This window comes from Streptomyces montanisoli, assembly GCF_017813245.1.
GTDB lineage: Bacteria > Actinomycetota > Actinomycetes > Streptomycetales > Streptomycetaceae > Streptomyces > Streptomyces montanisoli.
This window is the reverse complement of record NZ_JAGIQL010000008.1, coordinates 34,210-55,152: the sequence shown is the minus strand read 5'-3', so window position 1 is coordinate 55,152 and position 20,943 is coordinate 34,210. Positions and strand designations below refer to the sequence as shown.

Annotated in this window: 19 protein-coding genes; 9 read left to right on the top strand and 10 right to left on the bottom strand. The window is 73.0% G+C overall.

What is annotated here, in order from left to right; all coding sequences use genetic code 11:
* Positions 1–2 precede the first annotated feature (2 nt).
* On the top strand, positions 3–2,597 hold the full coding sequence (locus tag JFN87_RS04010; protein ID WP_209338448.1) for an ABC transporter permease: 2,595 nt from the start codon (positions 3–5) through the stop codon (positions 2,595–2,597).
* 96 nt (positions 2,598–2,693) lie between these two features.
* On the opposite strand, the gene JFN87_RS04005 is transcribed toward JFN87_RS04010, so the two are convergent.
* Positions 2,694–3,740 (bottom strand): glucose 1-dehydrogenase, encoded by a 1,047-nt coding sequence (locus JFN87_RS04005; RefSeq protein ID WP_209338447.1) that lies wholly within the window; start codon positions 3,738–3,740, stop codon positions 2,694–2,696.
* A 336-nt stretch (positions 3,741–4,076) separates the two neighbouring features.
* Between JFN87_RS04005 and JFN87_RS04000 the strand changes: the two genes are divergently transcribed.
* Together JFN87_RS04000 and JFN87_RS03995 are read left to right on the top strand one after the other, a co-directional pair.
* Positions 4,077–4,427: a DUF190 domain-containing protein gene (locus JFN87_RS04000; protein ID WP_209338446.1), complete on the top strand. Its 351-nt coding sequence runs from the start codon at positions 4,077–4,079 to the stop codon at positions 4,425–4,427.
* A 46-nt stretch (positions 4,428–4,473) separates the two neighbouring features.
* Positions 4,474–5,790 carry an MFS transporter gene (locus JFN87_RS03995; protein ID WP_307865289.1) on the top strand — a complete coding sequence of 439 codons (1,317 nt, stop codon included), beginning with the start codon at positions 4,474–4,476 and terminating at the stop codon, positions 5,788–5,790.
* Between the two features lie 24 nt (positions 5,791–5,814).
* Here JFN87_RS03995 and JFN87_RS03990 read toward each other — a convergent pair whose 3' ends face one another.
* The 3 genes from JFN87_RS03990 to JFN87_RS03980 form a co-directional block, all read right to left on the bottom strand.
* Entirely contained in the window at positions 5,815–6,492 is a 678-nt protein-coding gene (locus JFN87_RS03990) for a class F sortase (RefSeq protein WP_209338445.1), read from the bottom strand.
* Between the two features lie 25 nt (positions 6,493–6,517).
* Positions 6,518–7,306, bottom strand: coding sequence for a GVDTG sorting domain-containing protein (locus JFN87_RS03985; RefSeq protein ID WP_209338444.1), 789 nt, complete (start codon positions 7,304–7,306; stop codon positions 6,518–6,520).
* A 282-nt stretch (positions 7,307–7,588) separates the two neighbouring features.
* Positions 7,589–8,011 carry a hypothetical protein gene (locus tag JFN87_RS03980; protein ID WP_209338443.1) on the bottom strand — a complete coding sequence of 141 codons (423 nt, stop codon included), beginning with the start codon at positions 8,009–8,011 and terminating at the stop codon, positions 7,589–7,591.
* A gap of 417 nt (positions 8,012–8,428) precedes the next feature.
* On the opposite strand from JFN87_RS03980, the gene JFN87_RS03975 reads away from it, so the two are divergent.
* Positions 8,429–9,133 (top strand): DUF4232 domain-containing protein, encoded by a 705-nt coding sequence (locus JFN87_RS03975; RefSeq protein WP_209338442.1) that lies wholly within the window; start codon positions 8,429–8,431, stop codon positions 9,131–9,133.
* 117 nt (positions 9,134–9,250) lie between these two features.
* Here JFN87_RS03975 and JFN87_RS03970 read toward each other — a convergent pair whose 3' ends face one another.
* Together JFN87_RS03970 and JFN87_RS03965 are read right to left on the bottom strand one after the other, a co-directional pair.
* On the bottom strand, positions 9,251–9,475 hold the full coding sequence (locus JFN87_RS03970) for a DUF397 domain-containing protein (protein WP_209338441.1): 225 nt from the start codon (positions 9,473–9,475) through the stop codon (positions 9,251–9,253).
* A 3-nt stretch (positions 9,476–9,478) separates the two neighbouring features.
* Complete coding sequence (locus JFN87_RS03965) at positions 9,479–10,339, bottom strand: helix-turn-helix domain-containing protein (protein ID WP_209338440.1); 861 nt, start codon at positions 10,337–10,339, stop codon at positions 9,479–9,481.
* 238 nt (positions 10,340–10,577) lie between these two features.
* Here JFN87_RS03965 and JFN87_RS03960 point away from each other — a divergent pair, with 238 nt between their 5' ends.
* Entirely contained in the window at positions 10,578–10,895 is a 318-nt protein-coding gene (locus tag JFN87_RS03960) for a recombinase family protein (protein WP_209338439.1), read from the top strand.
* Positions 10,892–11,434, top strand: a complete 543-nt coding sequence (locus tag JFN87_RS03955) for an ATP-binding protein (protein ID WP_209338438.1) — start codon at positions 10,892–10,894, stop codon at positions 11,432–11,434. Before JFN87_RS03960 ends, JFN87_RS03955 begins: the two co-directional genes overlap by 4 nt.
* A gap of 112 nt (positions 11,435–11,546) precedes the next feature.
* On the opposite strand, the gene JFN87_RS03950 is transcribed toward JFN87_RS03955, so the two are convergent.
* Complete coding sequence (locus JFN87_RS03950; protein ID WP_209338437.1) at positions 11,547–11,933, bottom strand: PIN domain-containing protein; 387 nt, start codon at positions 11,931–11,933, stop codon at positions 11,547–11,549.
* Positions 11,930–12,193, bottom strand: a complete 264-nt coding sequence (locus JFN87_RS03945; protein WP_209338436.1) for a hypothetical protein — start codon at positions 12,191–12,193, stop codon at positions 11,930–11,932. Before JFN87_RS03945 ends, JFN87_RS03950 begins: the two co-directional genes overlap by 4 nt.
* A gap of 211 nt (positions 12,194–12,404) precedes the next feature.
* On the opposite strand from JFN87_RS03945, the gene JFN87_RS03940 reads away from it, so the two are divergent.
* The gene (locus JFN87_RS03940; RefSeq protein ID WP_209338435.1) at positions 12,405–12,938 is read left to right on the top strand and encodes a DinB family protein; all 534 of its coding nucleotides are present in this window, start codon (positions 12,405–12,407) and stop codon (positions 12,936–12,938) included.
* Positions 12,939–13,019: 81 nt separating this feature from the next.
* On the opposite strand, the gene JFN87_RS03935 is transcribed toward JFN87_RS03940, so the two are convergent.
* Positions 13,020–13,745, bottom strand: a complete 726-nt coding sequence (locus tag JFN87_RS03935; protein WP_209338434.1) for a TioE family transcriptional regulator — start codon at positions 13,743–13,745, stop codon at positions 13,020–13,022.
* Positions 13,746–13,803: 58 nt separating this feature from the next.
* Here JFN87_RS03935 and JFN87_RS03930 point away from each other — a divergent pair, with 58 nt between their 5' ends.
* Together JFN87_RS03930 and JFN87_RS03925 are read left to right on the top strand one after the other, a co-directional pair.
* Entirely contained in the window at positions 13,804–15,006 is a 1,203-nt protein-coding gene (locus JFN87_RS03930) for an erythromycin esterase family protein (RefSeq protein ID WP_209338433.1), read from the top strand.
* Between the two features lie 77 nt (positions 15,007–15,083).
* Positions 15,084–17,231: a S9 family peptidase gene (locus JFN87_RS03925; protein ID WP_209338432.1), complete on the top strand. Its 2,148-nt coding sequence runs from the start codon at positions 15,084–15,086 to the stop codon at positions 17,229–17,231.
* Here the strand turns inward: JFN87_RS03925 and cobN are convergent.
* Positions 17,228–20,899: a cobaltochelatase subunit CobN gene (gene cobN / locus JFN87_RS03920; protein WP_209338431.1), complete on the bottom strand. Its 3,672-nt coding sequence runs from the start codon at positions 20,897–20,899 to the stop codon at positions 17,228–17,230. The two genes, JFN87_RS03925 and cobN, sit on opposite strands and share 4 nt — an antisense overlap.
* Between the last annotated feature and the right edge of the window lie 44 nt (positions 20,900–20,943).

Below are 20,943 nucleotides of genomic sequence, written 5' to 3'. Positions count from 1 at the left end.
TCATGCTGCATCTCGCTCTGCGGATGGCCGCCCACAAACTCACCGCGCTGATCGCCGTGGCGTGCGCCGTACTCGGCGGCGCCGCTCTGCTCACCGGGACGGGCGTGCTGGCCGAGTCGGGCCTGCGGTCCCACGTGCCGCCCGGCCGCCTCGGCGGCGCGGACGTCGTCGTCGCGGCCGACCAGGAGTTCCACCCGGCCGGTGACCTGCCGATCGCGCTCCCGGAGCGCGCCACGGTCCCCGCCGGTCTCGTCGGCCGGCTCGCCGAGGTCGACGGGGTCACGGCCGCCGTTGGCGACGTCGGGTTCCCGGCCGCGCTCGTCGGCCCCGGCGACGGCCGGGTGCTGCCGGCCGAGGACCCGGGGGCGTCCGGCCACGGCTGGTCGTCGACCGCGCTGCTGCCGAAGCCGCGGATCGAGGGCCACCCGCCGTCCGGCGCGGGCGAGGTCGCCGTCCCGGCTTCGGCCGGCTTCCGGGTGGGCGAGCGGGTCCGGGTCGTCACCGGGGACAGGCCATCGGCCGCTTCCGGTGCGCGGAAGCCGTCCTCCTCGTACCTGGTGTCCGCCGTCGTGGACGCGCCCGGCGCGGGCGTGTACTTCGCGGACGGCACCGCGCGGCGGCTGTCGGGCCGCGCGGGCGGGCCCCGGGCCGGGACGGTCGACCTGATCGGCCTGCGTACCGCGCCGGGCGCCGCGGACTCCGTGGCGGCGGCGGTGCGCGAGCAACTGGCAGGCACGAAGCTGAAGGTGCTGACCGGCCCCGACCGCGGTACGGCCGTGGCTCCCGGAGTGAGCGCCGCTCGTTCCATGCTGCTTCTGCTGGCGGGTTCGCTCGCCGGGATCCTGCTGATGGTCATCGGCTTCGTCACCGCGGGCGCGCTGAGCGCGTCGATCGCCGGGCAGCGCCGCGATCTGGCGCTGATGCGCGCGGTCGGCGCCACGCCTCGGCAGATCCGCCGTCTCGCCGCCTTCCAGGCATCGGCGATCGCGGTCGCCGCCGCCGTACCCGGCATCGTCCTCGGCTACCTGCTGGCCGGGAGGTTCTCCCAGGTGCTCGCCGACCGTGCCGTTCTTCCGCGCGAACTGCCGCTCACCGTCAGCCCGTTGCCCACGCTCGCCACCCTCGTGCTGATGCTAGCCGTAGTGCAGGTGTCCGCCCGCTGCGCGGCCTGGCGCACGTCCAGGCTGCCGGCCACCGAGGCGGTCGCCGAGTCACGCAGCGAGCCGCGCACCCCGTCTCGCGCCAGGACGCTGACCGGCCTGCTGCTGATCGCGGTCGCGACCGCGTCGGCGGTCACCCCGCTGTTCGCACGCACCATGCTGGGTGCCACGTCCGCGTCCATCGCGGGCATCGTGGCCGCGATCGGTCTCGCCCTGTCGGGACCCGCGCTGGTCAAGTCCGCGGGCGGGGCGGCACTGCGGCGCATGCGGCCCGGAGCCTCCGCTCCGAGCCGGCTGGCGGTGGCCGGACTTCGGGCGCACGCTCTGCGGTTCTCCGGGGTCATCAGCCCGCTGGCCATGGGCATCGTCTTCGTACTGACGTACACGCTGACGCAGACGACGGTGCTGGCAGCGACGCGGCAGGACGTACGGGCCGGCACCCTCGCCCAGTACACGCTGAGCGCGCCGCGGCTGGGAGGGGTGCCCGCGGGCACCCTGCCGGCCTTGCGGCGGCTGCCGGGGGTGAAGGCCGCGGAGCCCGTCACCTCCACCACCGCGGTGTGGCAGTACCAGGTGTTCGGCGAGACGACGAGCGAGCCGGCGTCCGCGATGATCCTGCCTCCGGGCGGTGCGGCCGGAGTGCTCGATCTCGGGGTACGGGACGGGGACTTGGCGCGCCTGAAGGGCGCCACCGTCGCCGTGAGCAGTGCGGTCGCGGCTGCGCGTGACGCCGAGCCGGGAGGGCGAGTGCGGCTGATCCTCGGGGACGGTGCGCGGGTGACGGCCCGGGTCGTCGCCGTCTACGACCGGGGCCTCGGCTTCGGCCCGCTGGTCCTGTCCCGGGACCTGGCCGCGGGGCACACCACCGTGGCCGCGGCGCAGAGCGTCCTGGTGCGGACCGACGGCAGCGCGACGGCCGGCGATGCGCTCGCCGCGCTGGCCGGGGAGCGTTCCGGCCTTGTCCTGTCGGGTGCGGGTGCGGGTGCGGGCGCGGGTGCGGATGCGGGCACAGGTTCGGGGTCCGGGGCCGGGCAGCAGACACCGCCCGAGGTGTGGATCAACCTGGCCGTCATCGTCGTCCTGCTCGCCTACCTGCTGCTGTCCATCGCGAACAAGCTGGTCACGGCCACCGTCCAGCGGCGCACCGAGATCGCCGCGCTGCGTCTGGTGGGTACGACGCCCGGTCAGGTGCGCGCGATGATGCGCCGCGAGGCCGCGATGGTCGCCGCGATGGCGTGCGGGGCGGGTCTTGTGGTGTCGGCCGTGCCGCTGGTGCTGCTGGGGCAGGGGTTCCTCGGCCGCCCATGGCCCGCGGGCCCCGTCTGGCTGCTGCCGGTCGCCGTCGCCGTCCTCACCGCGACGTCCTTCGTCGCCCTCGAACTCCCCACCCGGCGGGCCCTGCGCACGCCGCCGGCCGAGGCACTGCGCGCAGCGTGAGGGGGCGCGCGGCGGCGCCGGGCGCCCCCGGTCATCGCGGGCGCCCCGGCGGGCGCGGCCGTGGGCGTCGGCCCCGGCGGGGGCGCCCCGTGGGCGTCAGGCGTGGAGGTCGACCACGACCTTCACGTCGTCGCCCTTCTTGCGCAGCGCGTCCTTGAAACCGCTCATCGGGACGCGCCGCGTGATGAGGCGCTCGAGCCAGGCGCGGTCGGCGCGCGCGAGGGCCTCGGCGGCCTGCTCGTAGTGGCGGCGTGAGGCGTTGACCGTGCCGAACAGGACGGCGTTCTCCAGCACCAGGCTCTTGTTGACCTGGTCGGTGCTGACCGGCACCGTGCGGGTGCCTGAGGAGATCCCCGCCAGGCAGATGACGGCGTCCGGTGAGATCACGTCGGTGAGTTCGAAGACCAGCGGCCCGTGTCCCGTGCACTCGATGACGACATCGGGGCGCAGGCCGGTGTCGCGGACGTCCCCGGTGTGGAAGGTGGCGCCGATGTCCGCCACGAGTCCGGGCTTCGGGCCGCTGTCGTCGAGGTCGAGCACGTGGACCTCAAGGCCGCGTTGCACGCCGAGCAGCGCGGCGAAGAGGCCGATGGGCCCCGCGCCGGTCACCAGCGCGGTGCGGGGCCGCCAGGACGCGCGGGAGAAGACGCGTTCCGTCTGCTCCCAGGCCTTGGCGACGACGGACGTCGGCTCGATCAGGACGCCGCAGTCGCCGAGCGCGGGGTCCACCTTGACCGCGAACTCCGGCTCCACGCGCCAGCGTTCCGAGCCGTAGCCGCGTCGCTCCTTGATGCCGCGCTCGGTGTACTTCCCGTTGCGGCAGAAGTCCCACTCCCCACGCGAGCAGGGCTCGCACGGCACGGGGTCGGGACGGCGCACGATGCCCACCACGCGGTCCCCCTCGGCGAACCCGCTGTCCTGCGGCGCCCGCAGCACCGTGCCGAGCGATTCGTGGCCGACCAGCAGCCGGTCCTCGCCGGGCGGGGGCGTGCCGTAGCCCTGGTGCACGATGTCGGCGTCCGTGCCGCAGATGCCCAGCAGGTCGCCCTGGACCAGCAGGGCGCCCTCCGCCTCAGCGGGTTCCGCCACGTCGTCGGTCCGCACCTGGTCCACGTCGCCGGGCACCACCGTGATCGCCTTCATTCGTGCCGCCTTCCTCGCCCCGGGGTCTTCGGGTTCCGGCTTCCCGGCATGCCGCGCCGCCACACCGCGCCGCGCGGTGCTATGCGGTGCTACGCGGTGCCTGGCACACCGCGCCGGGCACGACGCGCGCACCGCGACGCGCTCGACGCGCCGTGCTCAGCGTCCAGCGTCACCGCTGCCTGGTGGGCCCGCAAGCGCGGCGGGTACCCAGAGGCCGTCCGCCGCAGTGCCGTGCGCGAGCGGGACGCGGCTCGTACGCTTGTGTCCGCGAAGGCCGCCCGGACCGCCATTAGCGGAGAGCCGCGGCGAGTCCGGCGAGTCGCATCGGAGTGAGCCATGAGCTTCCACACGCGAGAAGCGGTCCGCCTGACCGTCATGCTCGACGACACCGACACCTGGCACCACAAGCCCATGTGCAGCGAGATCGTCCACCGGGCCCACCGCGCGGGGCTGGCCGGCGCATCGATCTTCCACGGCATGGAGGGCTTCGGCGGGCGGCAGGTCGTCCACACGACCCGGCTGCTGTCCATGGCCGACGACCTTCCCGTCGCCGTGGTCGTCGTCGACACCGAGGAGCACGTCGAGGCGTTCCTGCCGCGGCTGGAGGAGCTCGGCATCGAGGGCCTGATCACCGTGGAGCCGGTCCGCGTCGTGTGCTTCGGCGACGAACGGGCGCCGGAGCGGTGATCGTCCGCGCACCCGCCCCTTCGGCACTGCCCACGGCGCGGACGGCGTGAGCCTCCCCGGCGCTCCCGGGCCCGCCGCACAGGCGCGCACGCCGGGCATGCGCGCCTGGCGGTTCGTCGTCGTCTTCGGGACGATCAGTCTGCTGGCCGACTTCGTCTACGAGGGCGCCCGCTCCGTCACCGGCCCCCTGCTCGCCCACCTCGGCGCGACGGCCGCGGTCGTCGGCATCGTCACGGGCGTCGGCGAGGCGGCCGCGCTGCTGCTGCGCCTGGGCTCTGGGCCACTCGCCGACCGCACCCGCCGCTTCTGGGCCTGGACCATCTGCGGCTACGCGCTCACCGTGATCAGCGTCCCGGTCCTCGGACTCGCGGCGGCCCTGTGGGTGGCCTGCGCGCTGGTGATCGCCGAACGCGTCGGCAAGGCGGTGCGCTCGCCGGCCAAGGACACCCTGCTCTCGCACGCCACCGCGGTCACCGGGCGCGGCAAGGGCTTCGCCGTGCACGAGGCGATGGACCAGATCGGCGCGGTGATCGGGCCGCTGGTCGTCGCGGGCGTGCTGGCCGCGACCGGCGGCAGCTACGGACCGGCCCTCGGCGTGCTGGGCCTGCCCGGCCTCGCGGTGCTCGTACTGCTGTGGTGGCTGCGCGCCCGGGTGCCCGAGCCGGCGGGGTACGAGACGGCGGCGGGCGCCGCGAGCGCCGACGCGAGCGCCGACGGGGGCGGGGGCGGGGGCGCTCCGGGTCCGGCTCCGGGTCCGGGTTCGGGTCCGGCTCCGGGTTCGGCTCCGACTCCGGCTGCTGACCGCGAGCCGCTGCCCAGGGCCTTCTGGATCTACGCGGCGTTCACCGCGGCGACCATGGCCGGGTTCGCCACCTTCGGCGTGCTGTCCTTCCACCTCGTCACCCGCCACCTCCTGTCCGTCGCGGCCGTGCCGGTCGTCTACGCGGGCGCTATGGCCGTCGACGCCGTCGCGGCCCTGGCCACCGGGTGGGCGTACGACCGCGTGGGGCCGAAGGTGCTGGCCGTGCTGCCGGTGCTCGCGGCGATCGTCCCAGTGCTGGCGTTCACCCGCAGCGTCCCGCTCGCCGTGGCGGGCGCGATGGTGTGGGGAGCCGCCATGGGCGTCCAGGAATCGACGCTGCGGGCCACCGTCGCCGACCTCGTCGGCCCGTACCGCAGGGCAACGGCGTACGGGATCTTCGCCGCGGTGGTCGGGGCGGCGACGGCGGGTGGCGGGGCGCTGGCCGGTGTCCTGTACGACGTGTCCGTGCCGCTGCTGATCACCGTCACCGCCTGCGTCCAGGCTGCGGCGCTCGTCCTCCTCGCGGTCACGCGACCCGGACGCATCGACGTGCACGGCTGACGTGCGCCACGGCGTCCGGCGGGGTCATCCCTTTGCGGTGGTGCGCGTGAGGTGGGCGAAGACGACGGTGTTGCCGCGGTACGTGTGGTGGTCGGCGTCCCAGTCCCCGCAGGTGATCAGCCTGAGTTCCGGTCGGCGCGTGTTGCCGTAGACGGTCCGGGTGGGGAACCCGTCCTTGGGGTACTCACGGACCTTGTCGACGGTGAAGACCGCGGTGGTGCCGTCCTCGCGGCGGACGCTGACCGACGCGCCGGGGCGCAGCGCGCCCAGGCGGTAGAAGACCGCGGGCCCGGTCTCGTCGGAGTCGACGTGGCCGAGGATCACCGCGGGGCCGTTCTGGCCCGGGGTGGGCGAGTAGCGGTACCAGCCGGCCTTCAGCGGCCGGCTGGGGACCTCGACGCTGCCGTCCTTGTTCTGCCCGAGGCTCATGAGCGAGGTGTGCACGCCGATGGACGGGATGGCGAGGGACACCGGGCGTGAGGCGGGCAAGGCACGCGCGGGCGCCGGGGCGGTGGCTGCTCGATGGGATCGATGGGGGGTAGGGGTGGCGGACGGGGCGGCCGCGCGGGGCGGCTGCGGTGGCGGTCCTGGCTGCTCGGCCACGGCCGTGGCGAGCGTGCCGAGGCCGCCCAGGGCGCAGACGGCCGCCACGGCGGTGAGGCCGCGGCGGCCGTTCCTGACCGGCTGCGTGCGTCGACGCATCGTCAGCGGGTGAGGGGCCGCGTCATCAGGCGGCGGTGCGACGGCGGCGCAGGTACCAGGCACCGCCCGCGGCCGCGAGCAGACCGCCGCCGGCGGCGAGCAGGCCGGCGTCGTGCGTGGACTGGGTGCTGCCGGAACCGGTCGCGGCGCCGCCCTTGGGCATGTGGCTGACCTGGGCCGCCTTCAGCGAACCGCAGATCGCCGGCGCGGTGGCGGCCAGCGGCAGGCTGGGCACCAGCGGGCTCTTCTCGGTGGTGGCGGCCTTGGGAGCGGTGGCCGGGTCGAGGCCGTGGACGACGATGACCGCGATGCCACTGCGGATGGACTTGAGGGTGGCCGCGTCCAGCGTGATGGTGCGGTCGTAGGTGAAGCTCGACCCACTCGGCGCGATCTTGACGTTGGTGCCGGCCGCGGGGCTGGTGTCGCCCTTGACGGACAGGGTGGTCTGGATCGGCCCGTAGTTGGGCTGCGCCTCGGGCGTGTTGATCACACCGTCGTGGTTGGCGTCGGCCGACGCGGTGGGGCAGGTGCCCATCGCCCCGCCGTGGATGTGCTGCACGTGCGGGAACGGCGCGTTCATGAACGTCTTGGCCACGCCGGAGACCTGCTCATGGATGGTGGCCTGGTTGCCGTGGAGCTTGAGCGTGAGCGTGCCGGAAGCGGACTTCTGGCCGTTCAGCGGAACCGGAGTCATGTGCGCCCGGTAGGTCGTCGTGGCGCCCGAGTTCGAGGGCGACGCCGATGCGGCGGCGGGCAGCAGCACCTGGGCTCCCAGGACCGCCAGCGGAACTATGGCCTTGAGCGACTTGTTCATGTCTCTTCCGTTCGTGTGCGGAACCTCGCCCGGTCCCCCGGCGGGCAAGCGAGGCGGCGCCTCGGCACCGAGCCTTGGCCGCTCCGCACCGGACGGCACCTCGAAACACCGCCGCGCGGGCGGCAGAACCGGCCGGAACGCCCAGGCGAGACCGCTGTGACCAGCGGCGGCCGGCGGCCGGCCGGCCACTGGTCTATTCGGGTGACGGGCCGGTGAGGGACGTCCGGCCGGCCCGGCCGTTCAGCTCCCGCCGATCAGTTCTCGACGATCAGTTCTCGACGATCAGCTCACGCGTGTCCGGGACGCGGCCCGGGCCGTGAGTGCTGCGGCCACGGTCAGGGCTTCGGCGGCGAGTGCCGTGAGTCCGAGCGGCTCGGTCCAGTTGCCGATGTCGTCACCGATCTGCGGTAGCCCGACCGAGCGGGAGAGCACGTAGCCGACGACGGCCAGCGCGTTGACCAGCCCTGTGGCCCACCAGACCGCCGCGGTGTCGCGCAGGGCGAGGAAGGCGGCCGAGATCAGGCACGCGACTGCCAGCGCGATGAACAGGGAGCCGATGTAGGGGGCTTCCCGCAGGTGCGCGGGGGCCAGGTAGAGGTGCACCCCTGCGGTGATCAGCAGCAGTACTACGGCGGCGGGCCGCCAATGGCTGTGCAGCGGCGAGCCCCACAGTGGATACGGACGAGCCTTCACGGTGCCGGTCATGCTGCCTCCTTGGGCGGGCGAACGACCCCCACACAGGAGATTCGGCGCCGAAGGGGTGACCGATTGGTCGGACGGCCGGGGCGCCGTTCCCCGCCATGCGCGTGCGGCTCTGCCCCGGGTGCCCTCCGGCGGTGGCGCGCGGTTGGTGCCGTGCCACCCTGCATCCACATCGGTGCAGGTGAGGACACGAGAGACCGCCCAGTGACGACGCTTCGCGCGATCGGGCGGGTGGCATGCGCCCGGCCCGTCCCGCTTCCTCTGTTTCCCGGTAACGGTGGTTCGACCCGCATGTCACAGACACGTATTGACGTCGCGTCGGCCGCAACGGCCGAGCCGGCTCGTGGTGTCCTCTGAAGCAGCACCGCCCGCCGAGCCGGCGCGAGCACACGAACAAGACGACACCCCCCAGGAGTACCGATGAGCGCCAAGAAGATCGCAGCCCTCGCCCTCACCGTCGCCGCGGCCGGCCTCTCACTGACCGCTTGTGGCAGCGGCGGGCAGTCGAGCGCTTCCGCCGCCGGCAGCAGCGCGTCCGCCGCCACCGGCAGCCCGTTGGGAACCAGCGCATCCGACAGCGGCAAGGGTTCGTCATCGAGCTCCGGATCGTCCTCGAACTCCGGCTCGTCCGGGTCGTCCAAGGACTCCAGTGGCAGCAACCTCTCCGCCAAGAGCGGTGGCTCGACGTCGACCACCAAGTGCAAGACCGATGATCTCGGCTTCAGCGTCGCCTCCACCCCAGGTTACAAGGACAAGGAGCTGGCGATCACGTTGACGAACAAGGGCTCCCACACGTGCAGCATGCACGGCTACCCGGGCGTCCAGCTCGTGGGCCCCGACGGCCTGGGCGACAGGGGGCCCAACGCCGAGCGCAACACCGAGTCGGCGACGGCGTCCACCGTCACGCTCAAGCCCGGCGAGGAGACCGGCTTCATCCTGGGGTACATGCCGGCCACCAACGACTCCGCCAAGACCTACACCCGGCTGGACATCACCCCGCCCAACAACACGGTCTCGGAGACCGTGGACCTCCACAGCCTGGCCTTCGCCCCCGCTGCCGCCACCAAGGACATCCGCAGCCTCGTGGTCAACCCCGTCGGCTTCCACTGGGGCACCGGGAAGTAATGCCGCGGCCTCCCCATGCGGCCAAGCCGCACGGGAGTCAAGGCTCAGCGCGCACGGCACGACGGCACCCCGCCTCCGGGTTACCACCGGACGGCGGGGGCGCTGCCGGCGCGGTCCTCAGCGCGCGGGCGGCAGGCTCTCTGACGCGACGCCCGACAGGAACGCGTGGAAGCCCGCCAGCCCGAAGGCCAGGACCGGACCGTGCGGGTCCTTGCTGTCCCGGACCGCGCGCCCGTCCCTCGGTAGCGCGGCGACCTCGACGCAGTTGCCGTTGTTGCCGGAGTACGAGGACTTCACCCACGCCCGCCCTACCGCCGGAACAGGCTCGGTGTTCGACTGCATGCTCTAACCCATCTGTTTTGCGGCGTCCGTGATCAACGCCCGCGATGCCCTGACGTTAGCAGCGGCCATGTTGAGGCGGCGGAAGAGCGTCGTGTACACCTCGACCTCGGCCGGCTCCTCGTAGTACAGCGTGCTCGTGGGCGATTCGCTATAGGCGATGTCGGTTTCGGACGCGGCGGGAAAGCCCATGACGACGAACGGACCGAACAGGCACGCGTTCATCGGGTCCTCCCGCGGCAGCACCTGGAGCTGGACGTTGGACCGGCGGCTGTCCGCCAGCAGCGCCTCCAACTGGGCTTTCATCACCGCACGCGTCCCGACCCGGTGGTAGAGCACGCTCTCCGAGACGATCACCCAGAGCTGAGGGGGCTGCTCCTTCATGAGCACCTGGCGGCGCTCCCCGCGCACCGTGACCTGCGTCTCCACATGCTCGGACGTGGCGTCCGGCACCTGTAGGCCGATCACCGCCCGCGTGTACTCCGGCGTCTGGAGCAGCCCGGGGACGAGGTTCGTCTCGACGTTGTACAGCTCACTCGCGTCGGACTCGACGGCGGCGTAAGCGGCATAGGCGCCGTCGACGGCGTTCGCGTACCGCGACCACCAGCCCTTCTGCTTCGACTCCCGGGACAGCTTCTCGATCTCGGCACGCTCGTCCGGGTCGGTGACCCCGTACAGGTCCATCAGCGCGCGGAGATCCGGGAGCCGGACGCCGGACTGGGCGTTCTCGATCCGGCCCACCTTTGACTTGTCCGAGTCCAGCACCACGGAGGCGTCCGCATGCGTCATCCCGGCGGTGGTGCGCAGCTCGCGCAGACGGCGGGCCAGCCTGCGCTGACGGATCGTCGGGTTGGTGTTGAGCGGCATGACGGGTCCTCCTTCGGCCCTCTGGAGCCCTCAGCATGACGCGGTATCACCACGTGGGCAAGTAATAGTACTTACCTGGAAAGTATTGACTCAACACTTCAGTCGGACCACGCTGCATCATGCGTTCACCACTGCGGTGCGTTATGAGGTCGGCACGTTCCGGTCACATCGCGCGTCGTGTGGTCTCCCCGGGCGCGACCACGCCGCCCCACCAGCGCCGCCGCGCGAGGAGGAACCCATGACCGAGCAGGTCCACGGCTACATGCGGGCGTATCCCGGCACACCGGACGACGAGATCGAGGCCGACCAGGAGCGGATGCGCGCGTGGGCCGTGGGGCGCGGGTGGGAGCTGGTGGAGGTCCACGAGGAGACCGCGGAGGGCAGCCTCGCCGCCCTCGACGAGCTCGTCGAGGCGTTAGGGCGTACCGGGGCACGGTCGGTGCTCGTACCGTCCTTCCAGCACCTGGGCACGAACCTCGTGCTCCAGGCGCACCTTGTCGACCACCTCCTGTGGACCAGGGGTGCCGAGGTGCACAGCGTGGGGGCGCCGCGATGAGCCGGCGGAGCAGCGCGCCTGAGGCCGTGGCGGACGTCGCCACGGGCGCCGAGGACGCACGCCGAGTCTGCCGCGTCGCCGGGGTGCGGCTTCCGGTGTCACTCGAATCGGCCCGTCTCGCACGCGAGTTCGTCCGTCACGCACTGATCATCTGGGGAGTGCCGGGACGCGGGGACGACGCCGAACTGATCGTTTCGGAACTGGTGGCGAACGCCGTGACACACACCTCGGGCGCCGATACCGGGGAAGGTGCGGTCGTGGAGGTCCGGCTCCGGCTGTGCGACGCCTGCCTGCGCGTCGAGGTGTGGGACGCGGGAGACGGCGAACCCGGCATCCCGGGCCGGAGCGACGACGCGGAGGCGGAGAGCGGCCGGGGCCTCTTCCTCGTCGAGGCGCTGAGCCGCCGGTGGGGCAGCCGCCTCATGACCGACCATGGCAAAGTCGTATGGGCCGAACTTCCTTGCCCTGAAACCTTGTTGCCGATGACTCCGCCAGTTGACGGCCTGATGCGGGCGCGCACGCCGGTCAAGCGCGGATGAGCGGTTCGGCAAGGGGGCGGCCAGGTCCTGGCCCCGGCCACCCTGTCACGCCCGTCCTCACCGGCCGAGCACGGGAGGCACGCGGGCCAGGAGACGGCGGGGCGGCCGTGGCTCAGCGGTTGAGGTCGAGGACCGGAACCGCGTGGCCCTCGTACCCCTCGGGCTCAACGGTGGCGACGAGAGCGGCCGCGCCCCACTCCGGCAGGTGCCGAGCCGCGTGGATCGCGGCCGCGGTGCCCAGCGGCACGCCGTCGTGGTGCAACCGCGCGACCGCCAAAGCGGCCGGACAGTCCAGGTCGACCGTATGGACGACCTCCAACCGACCCAGGTGCTCGGCCAGGCCTGGGCGCACACGGTCCGCCTCAAGAACCGAGAGCACCGGCGCCCACAGGCGGGTCTCCGTCTCGAAATGCGCCCGATGGATCAGCGCGGACACCTGCCGGTTGCCGGAGAGCGCCAACAGAGTCGGCGCGTCGAGAACGAGATGGTGCAGGATCACGCGGCGCGGCCCTGCTGCCGGGCGAACGCCTCACGGAGCTTCACGCCCATCGCCGCACTCTCCTCGTCGGTTACCTCGACGCCGAAATGCTCGGCCAGGTAGGCACGGGACCGCTCCGCCCGCTCCCGCCTCTCCTCATCGGTCAGGGTCGACTCGGCGAACTCCCGCACCAGGGCACGGATCGACGTTCCTCTGGATTCCGCGAGCACGGCAAGACGGTCGCGGACCTCGGCGGACACACGGATCATGGCGTCAGACATGATGCGAGTATACGTTCACGTATACACCCCCGTGCCGGCACGCCGGATCGGCGTGGCCGCCCCTCAGCGCCTGTCAGTCGCTGAACGGTCCAGGTGACCGGTGATCGCGTCGACGTATGTGCGGGCCTGCGGACCGGAGGCCGGGACAACGGGCTGACGATGTGCGGCGTCACCCGGCCGCGGCGCCGGGTACCTGCACTACCGTCGAGGAATGCAGACGCCATCGGAGCAGGTTCCCGCCCTCCTCGAAGGCCCCGGAGTCAAGGTCTCCGACCCGAGAGAACTTCTCCTGGGCTATCTCCACTGGTATCGCCAGGCTCTGATGCGAAAGATCGACGGACTCTCCGACGAGCAGCTCCGCGCTCCGGTTCAGCCACTGGGTTGGTCGCCGCTTGGCCTGGTACAGCACCTCGGTTGGGTCGAACGGCGCTGGATGCGGTGGGGATTTGCCGCCGAGGACGTCCTCGCCTACCCGCCCGGCGGTGACGAGGCCGAGTGGAGCGTGCCGGTGAGCCGACCCACCACGGAGGTCCTGGACGGTTACCTGGCCGAAGTCGCCAAGTCGAGGGCGCTCTCAGCCGATGCCCCTTTGACCGAGCCGGCCCGCACGGGCGGCCGCTTCCGGACTCCCGAAGAGGCGCCGACCCTCGGAAGGATCCTCTTCCATCTGCTTCAGGAATACGCACGCCACGTCGGTCAACTCGACATCGCGCGTGAGCTCGTCGATGGGCGGACCGGAGAGTGAGGGGCCGGAGAGTGAGGGGCCGCCGCGAAGCCCCGGCGAGGGCGTGAGCGGCTCGCGCCCGGCAGGCGGGCCGGCCCCTTCTCATCCGCGCTCGCGCAAGTACGCCTCCAGCTCGACCGCCCCCATCAGCATCGCCCGGCCGCGGGCGGACAGCCGATCGTGCCAGGCCGAGAGCGTGGCCTCCAGCGGGTCGAGGCCGCCGGCGGAGCGTACCTGGGCGATCAGCGGGGCGATCTGGTCCAGCAGGTAGCCGCCGCGCCTGAGCTGGTGGGCCAGGCGGGCATCCCGCACGTCGGCCTCGGTGTAGACGCGGTACCCGGTCCTCGGGTCCCGGCGCGGGCTCACCAGGCCGGCGCGCTCCCACTTGCGCAGGGTCGCAGGACGGATGCCCAGGTGGGCGGCGAGCGGTCCGATGAACCTCTCGTTCGCGCCGGGCGCGGGCCCGGTCGCCGCCGTGGGGTCCAGGTCGTGGAGGGCTCTTTCCACCGCCTGGAGGGTCCGGCGGTCGTCGAGGAGCTGGGCGTGGCTCTCGTCGACGAGGCGGAACGCCGTGTCGGGCGTTCCCTCGTTCACGGCCCGCATGATCGACGCCGCCGTCCGGTGGCCGTGGCCCGGCAGCAGGGCGAGGAACGCGCGCAGGGCTGCCGCGTGCGACGGCGTGTAGGTGCGGTAGCCGTGCGGTGTGCGGTCGGCGGCCGGGAGGATGCCGGCCTCCTCGTAGTTCCTGACCGCCTGCGTGGACAGGCCGTGCCCGCGCGCCAGGTCGATCGGCCTCAGATGCTCAAGGGTTTGAAGCTTTCGGGTCATGCAACCGGCCTTGGTGAGGGAAAGTTTCCATCGAGAGTTCAACGATACGGTTGAATCCATGGCTACTGACATCAAGGACGCCGTCCGTTCCGTCGAGGCCTCCGCCGTCATGGAACTGCTCCCCCGCCGACCCTCGCTCCTCGCCCTTGGTGAGCCCACCCACGGCGAGGACGCTCTGCTCGACCTGCGCAACGAGTTGTTCCGGCTCCTCGTCGAGCAGGAGGGCTACCGGACGATCGCGGTCGAGAGCGACTGCATGAGGGGGCTGGTCGTCGACGACTACGTCACCGCCGGCACGTCCACCCTCGACGACGTCATGGCCCACGGTTTCAGCCACGGCTGGGGCGCCTCCGCCGCCAACCGTGAACTCGTGCGCTGGATGCGCGCGTTCAACGAGGGACGGACCGGGTCCGACCGGCTGCGTTTCGCCGGTGTCGACGGCCCGCTGGAGATCACCGGCGCCGCGAGCCCCCGGCAGGCCCTCACCGCGCTCCACCGCTGTCTTTCGGCGCTGGTGGACCAGCACCTGCTCCCCTGTTCCCCGGAAGCGCTCGACCAACTGCTCGGCGCCGACGACCGGTGGACCGATCCCGCCGCGATGACGGACCCCGCCCGGTCCGTGGGTCAGTCGGCCGACGCCGCTCGGCTGCGGCTGATCGCCGACGACCTCGTGGCGCTGCTCGACGAGCAGACCCCGCACCTGATCGCGACGACGTCGCGGGACGACTGGGACCGTGCGCGCCTGTACGGGCGCACTGCCACCGGCCTGCTGCGCTACCACCACTGGATGGCCGACGCCTCACCCGCCCGCATGGCGCGGCTGCTCGGTGTGCGCGACGCGATGATGGCCGCCAACCTCCTCGCCCTCGCCGAACGGGGCCCGGCACTCGTCCACGCGCACAACGGCCATCTCCAGCGGCCCAAGAGCTCGATGCGGATGTGGCAAGGGCCGGTGGAGTGGTGGAGCGCCGGCGCGCTGGTGAGCGCGCGCCTGGGCAAGGAGTACGCATTCCTCGCTACGGCCCTCGGCACGATCACGCACCGAGGCGTGGACGCCCCGCCCCCTGACACCGTCGAGGGCCTCCTGTACGCGCTGCCGCGGGACCGCTGTCTCGTCGACGTGCCCCAACTCGCCGGCGTTGTCGCCGACATGCGGCCCGCGCACCGCGAGTCTCCGTGGTTCGGCTACGCGCCCCTCGATCCGGACCACTTGGCCATGTGCGACGGGCTCGTGTTCGTCAGGGACGTCTCTCTGAGTTGAGCGGAGCCGGCGGCCGCGTCAGGTGGGCGCCGGAAAATGCGGCGCCGCCGCCTCGCGCGGGTGTCACAGTGTCGGGCATGCCGACTTCCGACCTTCCCCGACAGTTCACCCGCACCCGCCGCTACACCCTCGGCGCGCCTGCCCGGTTCACCGTGGCGCCGGACGGTGACGCCGTTCTGTTCGTGCGGAGCCGGGCGGGGGACGATCCGGTCGGGTGCCTGTGGGTGCTCGACGTGGCGACCGGTGAGGAGCGGCTGCTGGCCGACCCCGCCGAACTGCTGGGCGGCGCGGCCGACGAGGTGCCGGAGGAGGAGCGCGTCCGGCGCGAGCGCGCACGGCAGCAGGCCGCCGGGATCACCGACTACGCCACCGACACGGCCACCCGGCTGGCCGTCTTCGCGCTCTCCGGTCGGCTGTGGGTGGTGGAGACCGGCTCAGGCGCCCTCCGGGAGCTGCCCGCTCGGCAGCCGGTGGTGGACCCGCGCCCGTCCCCGGACGGCCGGCACGTCGCCTACGTCTCCGGCGGCGCGCTCCGGGTGATCGGCGCCGACGGCGGCGGCGATCGGACGGTCGCCACGCCGGACCCGGCGGAGGGTCCCGACGTCTTCTTCGGCCTGCCCGAGCACGCGGCGAGCGAGTCGATGGGACGCCACCGTGCGTACTGGTGGGCGCCGGACGGGGACCGGCTGCTGGCCACCCGGGTGGACAACCGCGAGGTTCAGCTCCGGTACCTCTCCGAACCGGCCGACCCTGCCAAGCCACCGCGCGCCATGCGCTATCCGCAAGTCGGTACCGCCAACGCCGAGGTCACACTCTGGATCGCGGACCTGGCGGGCAAACGGCAGCAAGTGCGGTGGGACCGCGACGCGTTCGAGTACGTGCCGGTGGCCGGCTGGGACGAGCACGGCCCGTTCGCCGCCGTGCTCAGCCGCGACCAGCGCACGCTCAAGGTGCTGGCCGTCGATCCGGTGGACGGTACGACCCGCCTGCTGGCCGAGCGGCAGGACGAGCGCTGGGTGGAGTTGCTGGTGCCGGGGGTGCCCGCGCGCATGGCCACCGGCCTGCTGGTCGACACCCTCGACCGGGGCGCCACCCGGCACTTGAGCGTCGGGGGCGCGCCGGTGACGCCTGACGGATTGCAGTTGCACGAGGTGCTCGCGGTGGACGGCGAGACGGTGTTCTTCGTGGCCGCCGAGGAGCCCACCGAGCGCCACCTGTGGAGCTACCGCCCTGAACAGGGCGTTCGCCGACTGACCGAGCAGCCGGGGGTGCACTCCGGTGTGTTCGGCGGCGGCACGCTCGTGCACACCGCCCGCACGCCGGACCTGCCGGGCTCGCGTACCTCCGTGCACCGGCAGGCGGCCGGACACAACGGCCGACCTCGGGCGGACTACACCGCCGCCGCGCCCGTCGAGATCGTCTCGCACGCCCAGCGGCCCCTGCTCGAACTGCGCGTCGAGTCCGCCGCCGTCGGGCCGCGCGCCCTGCGCACGCACCTCTTCCTGCCGTCCTGGCACCGGCCAGGCGACGCACCGCTGCCGGTGCTCCTCGACCCCTACGGCGGCCCCGCGTTGCAGAAGGTGCTGGCCGAGCAGAGCGGTCACGACTTCGTCTCGCAGTGGTTCGCGGAACAGGGCTTCGCGGTGCTGGTGGCGGACGGCGCCGGAACGCCGGGGCGCGGGCCGCGCTGGGAGAAGGAGATCCACGGTGACCTGGTCGGCCCGGCCCTGGCCGACCAGGTCGCCGCCCTGCACGCGACCGCCGAGCGGCGCCCGGAGCTCGACCTCGGCCGGGTCGCCATCCGCGGCTGGTCGTTCAGCGGGACGCTGGCCGCCGCCGCGGTGCTGCGCCGGCCCGACGTCTTCCACGCCGCGGTGGCGGGCGCCCCGGTCACCGACCAGCGGCTGTACGACGCCTGCTGGAAGGAGCGCTACCTCGGTTCGCCCGACCGCTACCCGGAGCACTACGAGACGTCGTCACTGCTCGCCGATGCCCCGAAGCTCCGCCGCCCGCTCCTGCTGGTGCACGGTCTCGCGGACGACAACGTCTTCGTGGCCGGCACGCTGCGGCTGTCCGCCGCGCTGCTGGCCGCCGGGAAACCGCACGAGGTGCTGCCACTGAGCGGGACGACGCACGCCGCATCGGCCGGCGACACGTTCGCCCGGATGCTGGAGCACCAACTGGAGTTCCTGCTGCGCAACTTGGACGCCGGAAGTACCCGCTAGGCCTCGTCCGACTCCAGGTCGCCCTCCGTCTCCAGGAAGACCTGCCGCAGCTCCGCGAGCACGCGCGGGTCCGGCTTCGCCCACATGCCGCGGGACTCCGCCTCCAGGAGGCGTTCCGCCATGCCGTGCAGGGCCCACGGGTTGGCCTGCTGGAGGAACTCGCGGTTCTGCTCGTCGAGTACGTACGTCTCCGTCAGCTTGTCGTACATCCAGTCGGCGACCACACCCGTCGTCGCGTCGTAGCCGAACAAGTAGTCCACGGTCGCGGCGAGTTCGAACGCGCCCTTGTAGCCGTGGCGCCGCATCGCCTCGATCCAGCGCGGGTTGACGACCCGCGCGCGGAACACCCGGGACGTCTCCTCCACCAGCGTGCGCGTGCGGACGGTCTCCGGGCGCGTCGAGTCGCCCACGTACGCCTCGGGTGCCGTGCCCTTCAGCGCGCGGACCGTGGCGACCATGCCGCCGTGGTACTGGTAGTAGTCGTCCGAGTCGGCGATGTCGTGCTCGCGCGTGTCGGTGTTCTTCGCCGCGACCGCGATCCTCCGGTACGCGGACTCCATCTCCTCGCGCGCCGCCCGCCCTTCGAGCCCGCGCCCGTACGCGTAGCCGCCCCACGCCGTGTAGACCTCGGCGAGGTCGGCGTCGGTGCGCCAGTCGCGGCTGTCGATGAGCTGGAGCAGCCCCGCGCCGTACGTGCCGGGGCGGGAGCCGAAGATGCGGGTGGTGGCGGTGCGTTCGTCCGCGCCCGCCGCCATGTCGGCGCGCGCGTGGGCCCGTACGCGGTTGTCGTCCGCCGGTTCGTCCAGGGACGCGGCCAGCCGCACCGCGTCGTCCAGCAGGCCGATCGCGTGGGGGAACGCGTCGCGGAAGAAGCCGCTGATGCGCAGGGTGACGTCGATCCTGGGGCGGCCGAGCTCGTCGCGGGCGATCGGTTCGAGGCCCGTCACGCGCCGCGACGCGTCGTCCCACACCGGGCGCACGCCGAGCAGCGCGAGCGCCTCCGCGATGTCGTCGCCCGCCGTGCGCATGGCGCTCGTCCCCCACAGGGAGAGGCCGACGGAGTCGGGCCACGCGCCGTTGTCGTCGCGATAGCGCGTCAGCAGGGACTCGGCGAGCGCCTGGCCCGTCTCCCAGGCCAGTCGGCTCGGCACGGCCTTCGGGTCGACGGAGTAGAAGTTGCGGCCCGTCGGGAGGACGTTGACGAGGCCGCGCAGCGGCGATCCGGACGGGCCCGCCGGCACGAAGCCGCCGTTCAGCGCGAGGACCGTGTGGTCGATCTCGTCCGTCGTCCCGGCGAGGCGCGGCACGACCTCCTGCGCGGCGAACGTGAGGATGGCGGCCACCCCCTCCGGCTCGCCCGCCGCGACCCCGGCCACGGCGGACGGCGCCCAGTCCGCGTCCTCCATCGCCTGGACCAGGGCACGCGCCCGCGCCTCGATGTCGTCGGCCGCCGTGCGCGTGGCCGCCGACTCGTCGAGGCCGAGCGCCTCGCGCAGTCCTGGCAGCGACCGCGTACCGCCCCAGATCTGCCGGGCGCGCAGGACGGCCAGTACGAGGTTGACGCGGGCCTCGCCGGTGGGCGCGGCGCCCAGCACGTGCAGGCCGTCGCGGATCTGCGCGTCCTTGATCTCGCACAGCCAGCCGTCCACATGGAGCACGAACTCGTCGAACCCCTCGTCGTCGGGGCGCTGATCGCCGTCGAGCCCGAGGTCGTGATCGAGCTTCGCGGCCTGGATCAGCGTCCAGATCTGCGCGCGGACCGCGGGCAGCTTCGCCGGGTCCATGGCGGCGATCTGCGCGTGCTCGTCGAGGAGTTGCTCCAGGCGTGCGATGTCGCCGTATGACTCGGCGCGCGCCATGGGCGGGACGAGGTGGTCGATCAGCGTGGCGTGCGCGCGCCGCTTGGCCTGCGTGCCCTCGCCCGGGTCGTTGACGAGGAACGGGTAGACGAGCGGCAGGTCGCCCAGCGCCGCGTCGGGCGCGCAGGCGGCGGACAGGCCCGCGTTCTTGCCGGGCAGCCACTCCAGGTTGCCGTGCTTGCCGAGGTGAACCATCGCGTCGGCGCCGAACCCGCCCTCGGCGCGTGGCGCGGAGATCCACCGGTAGGCGGCGAGGTAGTGGTGCGAGGGCGGCAGGTCGGGGTCGTGGTAGATGGCGATGGGGTTCTCGCCGAAGCCGCGCGGCGGCTGGATGAGGACGAGCAGATTGCCGCGGCGCAGGGCGGCCAGGACGATGTCGCCGTCCGGGTGACGGGAACGGTCCACGAACATCTCGCCGGGCGCCTCGCCCCAGTGGTGCTCGACCGACTGCCTGAGTTCGGACGGGAGTTGCGCGAACCAGCGGCGGTAGTCGGCGGCCGGGACGCGCACCGGGTTGCGCGCCATCTGCTCCTCGGTGAGCCACTCCTGGTCGTGGCCGCCCGCGTCGATGAGGGCGCGGATCAGCTCGTCGCCGTCGCCGGAGGCGAAGCCGGGGATGGCGTCGGTGTCGCCGAAGTCGTAGCCCTCGGCGACCAGTCGGCGCAGCAACGCGACGGCGCTCGCGGGGGTGTCGAGCCCGACGGCGTTGCCGATGCGGGAATGCTTCGTCGGGTACGCGGACAGGACGAGCGCTATGCGCTTGTCCGCGTTGGGCACGTGCCGCAGGCGGGCGTGGCGCACGGCGGTGCCGGCGACGCGCGCCGCGCGCTCCGGGTCGGCCACGTAGGACGGCAGGCCGTCCTCGTCGATCTCCTTGAACGAGAACGGGACCGTGATCAGCCGCCCGTCGAACTCGGGCACCGCGATCTGGCCGGCCGCGTCCAGCGGCGACAGGCCCTCGTCGTTGGCCGCCCAGTCCGCGCGCGAACCGGTCAGGCACAGGGCCTGCAGGATCGGCACGCCGAGCGCGGCGAGCGCGCCCGCGTCCCACGACTCGTCGTCCTCCCCCGCCGACGCCCCGGCGGGCCGGGTGCCGCCGGCCGCGAGGACGGTGGTGACGAGCGCGTCCGCCGGGCGCAGCGCGTCCAGCATCTCGGGCTCGGGCGCGCGCAAGGACGCCACGTACAGCGGGAGGGCGCGGCCGCCCGCGTCCTCGATCGCGGAGCACAGGGCGTCGACGAAGCCGGTGTTGCCGCTCATGTGGTGGGCGCGGTAGTAGAGCACGGCGATGAGTGGTGCGTTTTGTGCGTCTGGTGCCGCCTTTTGTGCGTCTGGTGCGTCCTTGCCGGGCGAGGCTTCGGGCGTGGTCGCGCGCTCCAAAACGCCCCAGGACGGTGCGGGCGCGGGCGGCTCGAAGCCGTGGCCCGTCAGCAGCACGGTGTCGGAGAGGAACCGCGCCAGCCGGTCCAGGTTCGCCGGGCCGCCGTGCGCGAGGTAGGCGTGCGCCTCGGCGGCGATCCCGATCGGGACGGTGGACGCCTCCATCAGCTGGGCGTCGGGCGCCTGCTCGCCGGTCAGCACGACGAGGGGTTTGCCGCAGGCGCGGAGGGCGTCGATCCCGTCCTGCCAGGCGCGCACGCCGCCGAGCAGGCGCACGACGACGAGGTCGGCGCCGTCGAGCAGCCCCGGCAGGTCGTCGAGGGGCAGGCGGGAGGGGTTGGCGAACCGGAACCGCACGGGTCCGCCGTCGGCGTTCGCGGCGCGGGCGGAGAGCAGATCGGTGTCGGACGTCGACAGGAGCAGGAGCATGCGGCGTCTTGCCTTCCTCGGGGTCCGCGCCCCGGGCGGTGGGA